We start from the raw sequence: 10,162 nt of genomic DNA, 5'->3' as shown, positions 1-10,162 counted from the left end.
TAACTTCTGCTATATAGCAGTTGTTTTTTATTGGACATTATGGTACAATAACATTTGTCTTTGAAAAGAAGATAATTATTCCGATGGGCTATAGCCAAGCGGTAAGGCAACGGACTTTGACTCCGTCATGCGCTGGTTCGAATCCAGCTAGCCCAGCCATTTACGAGCCATTAGCTCAGTTGGTAGAGCATCTGACTTTTAATCAGAGGGTCGAAGGTTCGAGTCCTTCATGGCTCATCATTTTTGCGGAAGTAGTTCAGTGGTAGAATACAACCTTGCCAAGGTTGGGGTCGCGGGTTCGAATCCCGTCTTCCGCTTAATTAATAAGGGGCCTTAGCTCAGCTGGGAGAGCGCCTGCCTTGCACGCAGGAGGTCAGCGGTTCGATCCCGCTAGGCTCCATCTAAATAAAAAAGCTTACATCATATGATGTAAGCTTTTTTTGTTTTTAAAAAGACAACTTTTATACTTGTCGTTTAAAATGAAGAAAACGTAAAAATAAGGGATGGGGAGATAATTGTGAAAGTTGTTATTGCATCTGATTCATATAAAGAAAGCCTAAAAGCTATAGAAGTATGTGGAGCTATTGAAAGAGGTTTTAGAGCAATTTTTCCTAATGCAGAGTATGTGAAAATACCAATTGGAGATGGAGGAGAAGGGACGGTTGAATCACTTGTTGATGCTACAGGGGGGAGAATTATATCAATTAGTGTGACAGGACCGCTTAGAGAAGGTATACAAGCTGTTTATGGCATTTCTAAAGATAAAAAGACAGCGTTTATTGAAATGGCAGCAGCATCAGGATTACAGCACGTTCCAGTTGAAAAGCGCAACCCACTTATTACAACGACAAAAGGAACAGGAGAACTTATATTACATGCGTTAGATCAAGGAGTGGAGTACATAATTTTAGGACTTGGAGGAAGTGCTACAAATGATGGTGGGGCAGGTATGTTAGCAGCTTTAGGAGTAAGATTTATAAATGACAAGGGTGAAGTAATAGATCCATCTGGAGGCACATTACATTCGATTGTTGCTATTGATTTTTCACGAATGGACCCACGCTTAAAGGGGGTAAAGATAGAAGCGGCATGTGATGTGGATAATCCATTAGTCGGAATGCAGGGAGCATCTTTCATATTTGGGAGACAAAAGGGTGCAAATGTAGAGATGATGAAAGAGCTAGATGAGAATTTACAACATTATGCGAATATGCTTAAACAATATGTATCTTTTGATGTATCTGAAATACCTGGTGCAGGGGCAGCGGGAGGAATGGGAGCGGCTGTTATTTCAGTGTTAAAGGGAGACTTGCGGAGGGGCATTGAAATTGTATTAGATTATACAAATTTCAATAAACATATAGAAGATGCAAATCTCATTATAACTGGTGAAGGTAGAATAGATAAACAAACTGCATATGGAAAGGCTCCTGTGGGTGTTGCGGGGCGTGCGAAACGTTTTTCGGTGCCTGTAATTGCTATTGGAGGGTCTGTATCATCTGATTATTCAGCTGTGTACGAGAAAGGAATAGATGCGGTATTTAGTATTACAACGAGACCGATGACACTAGAAGAAGCATATAAAGTAGCAGAAGAAAATATTGAAATGACAACAAAAAATATTGCAATAGTATGGAAAATAGCATCAGAAAAACACTTCTAAATGTAGGAGTGTTTTATTATTATTATTTAATAATAGTGATTGCGATTGTTTCATTAAGTTAACTTTATACATAGAATAGTCTTAAAATTTGGTTTTCAGCATAAATATAAGTGAATAAATTGTATATCCATACAGAAAAATGTCGAGTTGAGTCAGACTATATAAAAGATTTAAAATATTTAGTGAAGGCATAAAAGGGGGATACTATCTATGAAAAAAGAAATCTCAGTTATTGGAGTTCCAATGGATTTAGGACAGATGCGTCGTGGGGTTGATATGGGACCGAGCGCGATCCGTTATGCAGGGGTAATTGAAAGAATTGAAGAAATTGGATATGACGTTAAAGATATGGGAGATATATGTATAGAGAGAGAAAAAGAGATAGATGAAAATACAAAATTAAGAAACCTTACACAAGTTGCAACTGTATGTAATGAATTAGCAAGTAAGGTGGATCATATTATAGAAGAAGGTCGTTTTCCACTTGTATTAGGTGGTGACCATAGTATTGCTATCGGTACATTAGCTGGTGTAGCAAAACATTATAAAAACTTAGGCGTTATTTGGTATGATGCACACGGTGATTTAAATACAGAGGAAACTTCACCATCTGGAAATATTCATGGTATGTCACTTGCAGCAAGTTTAGGTTATGGACATTCTTCACTTGTAGATTTATACGGAGCATATCCAAAGGTGAAAAAAGAGAATGTCGTAATTATCGGTGCGCGTGCATTGGATGAAGGAGAAAAAGATTTCATTCGCAATGAAGGTATTAAAGTGTTCTCAATGCATGAAATTGATCGGATGGGGATGACGGCTGTTATGGAAGAAACAATCGCATATTTATCTCATACTGATGGTGTACACTTATCATTAGATTTAGACGGTCTTGATCCTCATGATGCACCAGGTGTTGGAACGCCTGTAATTGGCGGTCTATCTTATCGTGAAAGTCATTTGGCGATGGAAATGTTAGCAGAAGCTGATATTATCACATCTGCTGAATTTGTTGAGGTAAATACGATTTTAGATGAGAGAAATAGAACGGCAACAACAGCAGTTGCTTTAATGGGTTCTTTATTCGGTGAAAAACTAAAATAAATGTAAGAAAAGCAACTGAGAAGTTGCTTTTTTTATTTGAAAATAGGCGTATAATAATGATTTATATTATACTGTACAATAAAAATGTTTGACATCTTACCAATTTGAGCTAAAGGGGGTTGTTTGTAATTGTCGTTTGTTTCATGTATGGTATAATTAACTAGTTGTTGGAAATACATACAGATAGAGCATAAAACAATATTTCAATATATGGATAGAATTGCTCGTAAGTAGGAGGAAGGGATAGCATGCCTTTTGAAGATACGACCATTTTGAAATATCTTAGTACGGCATTAGATATTGCCATTGTATGGTTTATTATATATAAGCTAATTCTTATAATCCGAGGGACGAAAGCTGTTCAACTTTTAAAAGGGATTACAGTTATTATCGTCGTTAAGATGATAAGTATTTTCCTTGAATTGCGTACGCTATCTTGGCTAACTGAACAAGTATTAACGTGGGGATTTTTAGCCGTTATTATTATCTTTCAGCCAGAATTGCGAAGAGCACTTGAGCAGCTAGGGCGCGGAAGTTTATTTTCGCGTGTTGGAACACATGAGGATGATGAACCTGAAATGGTTGCAACAGCGATAGCAAAAGCAACCGAATATATGGGGAAACGTAGAATTGGTGCATTAATTACTTTGTCAAAAGAGACCGGTATGGGTGATTATGTGGAAACGGGTATTCCGCTTAATGCAAACGTATCATCGGAATTACTTATTAATATTTTTATTCCAAATACACCTCTTCATGACGGAGCGGTAATTATGCAAGGAAGTACAATTAAAGCAGCAGCATGCTATCTTCCATTATCAGAAAGTCCGTTTATTTCTAAAGAATTAGGAACTAGACATCGTGCTGCCATGGGAGTTAGTGAAGTTACTGATAGTATTACAGTAGTTGTGTCTGAAGAAACTGGTCAAATTTCTTTAACGAAAAATGGTAAGTTGCATCGTGATTTGAAGCCAGAACAGCTGAAGGATATGTTATTAGCTGAATTTAGTGGAAACGAAAAAACGACTTCTTCGTCTTTATGGAATTGGAGGAGAAAGCGTCATGGATAAGTTAATGGAGAATCATTGGTTTTTAAAAGGGATCTCATTACTATTGGCGTGTATGCTTTTTATGTCAGCGACGTTAACTGAAAAAAATACGACATCAGGTATATTACCTTTTGCAAATGATACGAAAGAAACATTAACTAATTATGCTATTAATCTTAAGTATGATGAGGAGAAATATATTGTAAGTGGTATTCCAGCAGAGGGCGTTAAGGTGAAATTAGAAGGCCCAAAAGCATCAGTTGCTACAGCAAAAGCAAAAAAACAATTTGACATACCGGTTGATTTGCGAGATAGTCCAAAAGGAACTTATGAGATTTCTTTAAAAACGAACGGGCTTCCAGATGATGTGAAAGGAACAGTTCAGCCATCAACAATTAAAGTTACTCTTCATGAAAAGGCGAGAAAATATGTTCATGTAGATCTGAAATTATCAAATGAGGATCAGATGCCAGCGGGGGCTACTCTAGAAAAATCAAGCCTTAAACCGGATACTGTTGAGGTAGTTGGGACGAAAGAAGAAATTGAAAGCATTTCATCTGCCAAAGCGTATGTTGATTTAAAAGGTGTTAATAAAACTGTTACAAAAACGCCCGAAGTTACATTATACAATAAAGAAGGAAAACGTTTAAATGTAAGAACAAGTCCATCTAAGATTAGTGTAACGTTGAATGTGGCAACGCAAAATACAGCCAATAATACTGAAAAAACTGTTCCTGTAACGTATACGAAGAAGGGGAGTTTAGCAGAAGGATTGGCGGTTACAAATATCAGTGTTGAGCCGAGAGAAGTAACGATAGCTGGTCCAAAAGATATTTTGGATAATATACAATCGCTAGAGGGGGTCGAAGTAGATCTTAGTCAATTGACAGAGTCTACAACATTCGATGCCTCTGTTTTATTACCCAAGGGTGTAACAAGTGCCAAACCGAATCAAGTGAAGGTTTCGGTGGGAGTGCAAAAAACAAAACAAACGAAAACAAAAACGATTGATGGTATCCCAATCCAGAAAAATGGACTTTCTAAAGATGTTACTGCTCAGCTACTTTCGCCGCAAGATGGAAAGATAAGTGTTGATATTTCAGGAGAAGCAAGTATAGTAGATAAAATAACAGCTGCTCAAATAACAGCGGTAATTAATCTGCAAAATGTATCTCCAGGAACGAAAGATATTTCAATTCAAGTGAGTGGTCCTGGTAATATTTCAATAGAGCCAAAACAAAAAAGTGCTAAAGTTACTATTGTGAAGAAAGAAAAACCAGATAAAGAAGTACAGGGTAACGGTCAACAACCGGATTCAAACACCGATCAAGAAAATCAAAATGAGAAACCAAAAAATCCTGAACCTGATTCAGAAAAAGAACAGGAAAAGAATCAAAACCAAAATCAAAATCAAGATAAAGATAAAGATAAAGAAACGAGTCAAGAACCAACAGTAGATAATCACAATCAAAAAGAGCAAGAAAAAGGAGCGAATCATAATGGGTAAATATTTTGGTACAGATGGAGTACGCGGAGTTGCAAATAAGGAGTTAACACCTGAATTAGCTTTCAAAATTGGACGTTTTGGTGGTTATGTATTAACAAAAGATACAGATCGTCCAAAAGTAATTATTGGTCGTGATACACGTGTATCTGGCCATATGTTAGAAGGAGCTTTAGTAGCAGGGCTATTATCAACTGGAGCAGAAGTAATGCGCCTTGGCGTTATTTCTACACCGGGCGTTGCTTATTTAACAAAAGCACTAGACGCACAAGCGGGTGTTATGATTTCTGCATCTCATAATCCAGTACAAGATAACGGTATTAAATTCTTTGGTTCAGACGGCTTTAAATTAACAGATGAGCAAGAAGCTGAGATTGAAGCTTTATTAGACAAAGAAGTTGATGAACTACCACGTCCGACAGGTACTAATCTTGGACAAGTGAGTGATTACTTTGAAGGTGGACAAAAATATTTACAGTACATTAAACAAACTGTTGAAGAAGATTTCTCTGGCCTACATATCGCTTTAGATTGTGCACATGGTGCAACTTCTTCTCTAGCTCCATACTTATTTGCAGACCTAGAAGCTGATATTTCAACGATGGGAACTTCCCCAAATGGTATGAATATTAATGAGGGTGTAGGATCTACACATCCAGAAGGCTTAGCTGAATTGGTAAAAGAAAAAGGAGCGGATATCGGACTTGCTTTTGATGGCGATGGCGACCGTTTAATTGCTGTAGACGAAAAAGGAAACATCGTTGACGGTGATCAAATTATGTTCATTTGTGCGAAGTACATGAAAGAAACTGGTCAATTAAAACATAATACAGTTGTTTCAACTGTTATGAGTAACTTAGGTTTCTACAAAGCACTTGAAGCAAATAATATTACAAGTGATAAAACAGCAGTTGGTGACCGCTACGTAATGGAAGAAATGAAGCGCGGAGGTTACAACCTAGGTGGAGAACAATCAGGCCATATTATCTTACTTGATTACATTACAACTGGTGATGGAATGTTAAGTGCACTTCAACTTGTAAACATCATGAAAATGACGAAAAAGCCATTATCTGAGCTTGCAGGAGAAATGACGAAATTCCCACAATTGCTAGTAAACGTTCGTGTAACAGATAAAAAATTAGCATTAGAAAATGAAAAAATTAAAGAAATTATTCGTGTTGTAGAGGAAGAAATGAACGGTGATGGTCGTATTCTTGTTCGTCCATCTGGAACAGAGCCACTTATTCGTGTAATGGCAGAAGCACCAACACAAGAAGTTTGTGATGCATATGTACATCGCATTGTAGAAGTTGTGAAAGCCGAAGTTGGCGCTGAATAATTAGCTGAATTTATATGAAAAAGGAGCACAAAAAGTGCTCCTTTTTCATATGTTTTATAGACGATGAAAAAAATTTCATTGACGGTTTATCCATGTTTGTTATAAGATGGTCTTGTTCTTTTTCTCAAAGGAAATATTGTAAATTATAAAAGCGCCAGAACTACAAATAGTGTAGTTGACGAGGTGGGGTTTATCGAGATTTCGGCGGATGACTCCCGGTTGTTCATCACAACCGCAAGCTTTTACTTAAATCATTAAGGTGACTTAGTGGACAAAGGTGAAAGTGTGATGAGAGAAGAGGAACGGATGAAAACTAGCTGTATAAGTATATACGGACTTAAACCCAATCGAGAGGAAGGTGAAAGCCGTTACAAGCTTACAGGGCTAGCAATATGTAATCCGTTTTTTAGTATAAATAAAAATGGTATCGGACTATGTCGTTACATGTTCGCAGAGCAGTGTAAGCATTTGTAACGGCGACTAAACATGTGTGGAATCGTAGGATTTATTGGAGAGCAAGATGCAAAGGAAATTTTATTAAAAGGTTTAGAAAAGCTAGAATATCGTGGATATGATTCAGCAGGTATTGCAGTACAAGCAGAGAACGGTGTTGTTGTATACAAAGAAAAAGGCCGTATCGCAAAACTTCGTGAAATCGTAGATGAGAACGTAGCAGCAAGCGTAGGTATCGGACACACACGCTGGGCTACACACGGTGTTCCAAGTAAAGTAAACGCGCATCCGCATCAAAGTACATCAAAACGCTTTACATTAGTTCATAACGGTGTAATTGAAAACTATGAATTAGTGAAAAAGGAATATTTACAAGATGTAACGTTCGTAAGTGAAACAGATACAGAGGTTATCGTACAGCTTATGGAACAACAAGTGAGCACAGGATTAAGTGTAGAAGAAGCGTTCCGTAATACGCTATCTCTTTTACATGGCTCTTATGCAATCGGATTACTTGATGCTGAAAATCCAAACATGATTTATGTTGCTAAAAACAAAAGCCCGCTATTAGTAGGTGTTGGTGACAACTTTAATGTTGTGGCAAGCGACGCTATGGCGATGTTACAAGTTACAGATCAATTCATTGAGTTAATGGATAAAGAAATCGTAATCGTAACGAAAGAAAGTATTACAATTAAAAACTTACAAGGTGAAACGATTGAACGTGCACCGTTTACAGCGGAATTAGACGCAAGTGATATTGAAAAGGGAACATATCCTCATTTCATGCTTAAAGAAATCGATGAGCAACCACTTGTAATCCGTAATATAATTCAAAAGTATCAAGATGAAAATGGCGAAATTGAATTAAATCAAGACATCCGCAATGCGATTTTAGATAGCGATCGTATTTACATCATTGCATGTGGAACGAGTTATCATGCAGGTCTTGTTGGAAAACAATTTATCGAGAAGTTTGCAAAAATGCCAGTTGAAGTACACGTGGCAAGTGAATTCTCTTACAACATGCCATTATTAACAGAAAGACCATTCTTCATTTACATTTCACAAAGTGGTGAAACAGCTGATAGCCGTGCAGTACTTGTACAAACAAATGAAATGGGTCATAAAGCATTAACAATTACAAACGTGCCTGGTTCTACGCTTTCTCGTGAAGCTGATTATACACTTCCGTTATACGCTGGACCAGAAATTGCAGTTGCATCAACGAAAGCTTACACAGCACAGCTTGCAGTACTTTCAATTTTAGCGGCTGATATTGCTAAAGCAAAAGGTGAAGTTCTTGATTTCGATTTAACACACGAACTAGGACTTGTAGCAAATGCAATGATAGAACTTTGTGATCAAAAAGAAGAAATGGACGCATTAGCAAAACAATTTTTAGCAACAACGCGTAACTGTTTCTTCATCGGCCGTAGCGTAGACTTCTACGTAGGATTAGAAGGTGCGTTAAAACTAAAAGAAATCTCTTACATCCAAGCAGAAGGATTCGCTGGAGGAGAGTTAAAACACGGTACAATCGCTTTAATTGAAAATGGTACACCAGTTATCGCACTTGCTACACAAGAGCACGTAAACCTTGGAATTCGTGGTAACGTGAAAGAAGTAGTAGCACGCGGGGCTAACCCATGTATCATCTCAATGAAAGGCTTAGAAATGGAAGGTGACAGCTTTGTATTACCAGCTGTACACGAAGCGCTAGCACCGCTAGTAGCAGTTATTCCATTACAACTTATCTCATACTACGCAGCACTTCACCGCGAGTGTGACGTTGATAAGCCACGTAACTTAGCTAAGTCTGTTACTGTTGAGTAGGAGATTGGTAGGTTAATAAATATAGTTATGCGTTTGAAATAAATTTTGATAGTTTATAAAAAAGTCTGATCGTTTATAATAAATTAAAACTAAGAAAAGAACTCTGTAAAAATCATTTTACAGAGTTCTTTTAGTTATTTATTGTTTTACATAACAAATTGTTACTTGTTCGTCTATGTGGAAAATCTGTAATGCTTTACCATCTAAATTTTTAACCTCATATGATGAATAAATAGGTCTTTCCAATTTCACTTCTTGACCATTTTGAGTTCCTTTTTCCACCATTAGCGTTAACTGATGGGAAGAAACGTCTGCTTGGTATGTTCCTGTTAAGTAATTATCTTTATTTGGATAAGAACCATTTGCATATGTTTCAAATGTCTTATCTGCTTTTAGGACTAACGTAGTTTTGACTCCGTCTCCGTAATCAATACCCCAATTACCTACAAGCTCTGTACCGTCTTTATAGTTGTTCTGTACATTCTTAAACTTAGCCGAATCCTCGTCTGGTGTATCAATTTTTCCTTTGAATATACCAGTTTTATTTTGGGTACTGTATGTTTTAACTGTATTACCACTAGATAAACTCGGTGAGTTAGAAGAACTAGTACCACTTGTTGTAGAAGTAGTTGTTGAACTACCCTTAGCTTCCGCTTTTAACTTATCAAATACAGGTTTCCAAATGCGTTTTGCTTCATCTAATTTATTGTTTGCTTTATCTATGATTGCATCATCCGTATCTTTAAGCGTTTTAGAGTAATCAAATAACTTCGATACTTCTTTGAAAGATTCTTTTAACTTTTGAACAGCTTTTACAATTTCCTTATGATCTTCCTTATATTTTCCTGGTGCATCTATACGCTCTATTTTATTAAATACTTTATCTAAGTCTTTAATACTATCTCGTACCTCTTCATTTGACTTACTTCCCTTTTTATTATCCCTCACAGAAGCATCATAGTAATCTAGACGTCTTAATAAGTCTTCTTCAATGTCTACCATAAGTTGTGGGTAATCCTCAGGTAAAACCATAATCATCTTAACATCTTTACTTTCTTCTTTTGAGTTAGTTGATTTTTCCTTTGTTTCAGATGATTTACCTTCTGTCTTAGTTTCTTTACTTTCTTGTTTACCAGATTCAGTATTTGTTTTTTCTTTTTCTCCAAATAAATTAGTTACACTACAAGCTGACATAGAAACTACTAATCCGG

The 10,162-nt window shown here is 36.7% G+C and carries 8 protein-coding genes and 4 tRNA genes; 11 read left to right on the top strand and 1 reads right to left on the bottom strand.

The genetic code is table 11. From position 1 onward, the window contains the following. The first annotated feature begins 84 nt into the window (after nucleotides 1-84). The 11 genes from ACQGS6_RS17595 to glmS all read left to right on the top strand — a co-directional run bounded on the left by ACQGS6_RS17595 (nucleotide 85) and on the right by glmS (nucleotide 8,951). Nucleotides 85-159, top strand: a tRNA-Gln gene (locus tag ACQGS6_RS17595). A 5-nt stretch (nucleotides 160-164) separates the two neighbouring features. Then, nucleotides 165-237: transfer RNA gene (locus tag ACQGS6_RS17590), tRNA-Lys, on the top strand. Nucleotides 238-245: 8 nt separating this feature from the next. Further along, a tRNA-Gly gene (locus tag ACQGS6_RS17585) sits at nucleotides 246-317 on the top strand. A 10-nt stretch (nucleotides 318-327) separates the two neighbouring features. Then, a tRNA-Ala gene (locus ACQGS6_RS17580) sits at nucleotides 328-400 on the top strand. Between the two features lie 117 nt (nucleotides 401-517). Beyond that, nucleotides 518-1,663 carry a glycerate kinase gene (locus ACQGS6_RS17575; protein WP_074625480.1) on the top strand — a complete coding sequence of 382 codons (1,146 nt, stop codon included), beginning with the start codon at nucleotides 518-520 and terminating at the stop codon, nucleotides 1,661-1,663. A 210-nt stretch (nucleotides 1,664-1,873) separates the two neighbouring features. Next, nucleotides 1,874-2,767: an arginase gene (rocF, locus tag ACQGS6_RS17570; RefSeq protein ID WP_000711563.1), complete on the top strand. Its 894-nt coding sequence runs from the start codon at nucleotides 1,874-1,876 to the stop codon at nucleotides 2,765-2,767. A 248-nt stretch (nucleotides 2,768-3,015) separates the two neighbouring features. Then, nucleotides 3,016-3,837 (top strand): diadenylate cyclase CdaA, encoded by an 822-nt coding sequence (gene cdaA, locus ACQGS6_RS17565; protein ID WP_001115696.1) that lies wholly within the window; start codon nucleotides 3,016-3,018, stop codon nucleotides 3,835-3,837. Beyond that, nucleotides 3,830-5,323 carry a CdaR family protein gene (locus ACQGS6_RS17560; protein ID WP_000359597.1) on the top strand — a complete coding sequence of 498 codons (1,494 nt, stop codon included), beginning with the start codon at nucleotides 3,830-3,832 and terminating at the stop codon, nucleotides 5,321-5,323. The genes cdaA and ACQGS6_RS17560 overlap by 8 nt, the downstream gene beginning before the upstream one ends. After that, nucleotides 5,316-6,662: a phosphoglucosamine mutase gene (glmM, locus tag ACQGS6_RS17555; protein WP_000521476.1), complete on the top strand. Its 1,347-nt coding sequence runs from the start codon at nucleotides 5,316-5,318 to the stop codon at nucleotides 6,660-6,662. The genes ACQGS6_RS17560 and glmM overlap by 8 nt, the downstream gene beginning before the upstream one ends. 288 nt (nucleotides 6,663-6,950) lie before the next feature. Continuing rightward, nucleotides 6,951-7,136, top strand: coding sequence for a hypothetical protein (locus ACQGS6_RS17550; protein ID WP_001206405.1), 186 nt, complete (start codon nucleotides 6,951-6,953; stop codon nucleotides 7,134-7,136). A gap of 12 nt (nucleotides 7,137-7,148) precedes the next feature. Continuing rightward, the gene (glmS, locus tag ACQGS6_RS17545; protein WP_000334163.1) at nucleotides 7,149-8,951 is read left to right on the top strand and encodes a glutamine--fructose-6-phosphate transaminase (isomerizing); all 1,803 of its coding nucleotides are present in this window, start codon (nucleotides 7,149-7,151) and stop codon (nucleotides 8,949-8,951) included. A gap of 138 nt (nucleotides 8,952-9,089) precedes the next feature. On the opposite strand, the gene ACQGS6_RS17540 is transcribed toward glmS, so the two are convergent. After that, a partial coding sequence (locus tag ACQGS6_RS17540; protein WP_426965356.1) for a DUF3994 domain-containing protein occupies nucleotides 9,090-10,162 on the bottom strand: 1,073 nt, incomplete at its 5' end.

The organism is Bacillus sp. GMs2/2 (genome assembly GCF_050172095.1).
GTDB lineage: Bacteria > Bacillota > Bacilli > Bacillales > Bacillaceae_G > Bacillus_A > Bacillus_A cereus.
The sequence above is the reverse complement of the archived record's forward strand: the minus strand, read 5'-3'. Positions and strand labels throughout refer to the sequence as shown.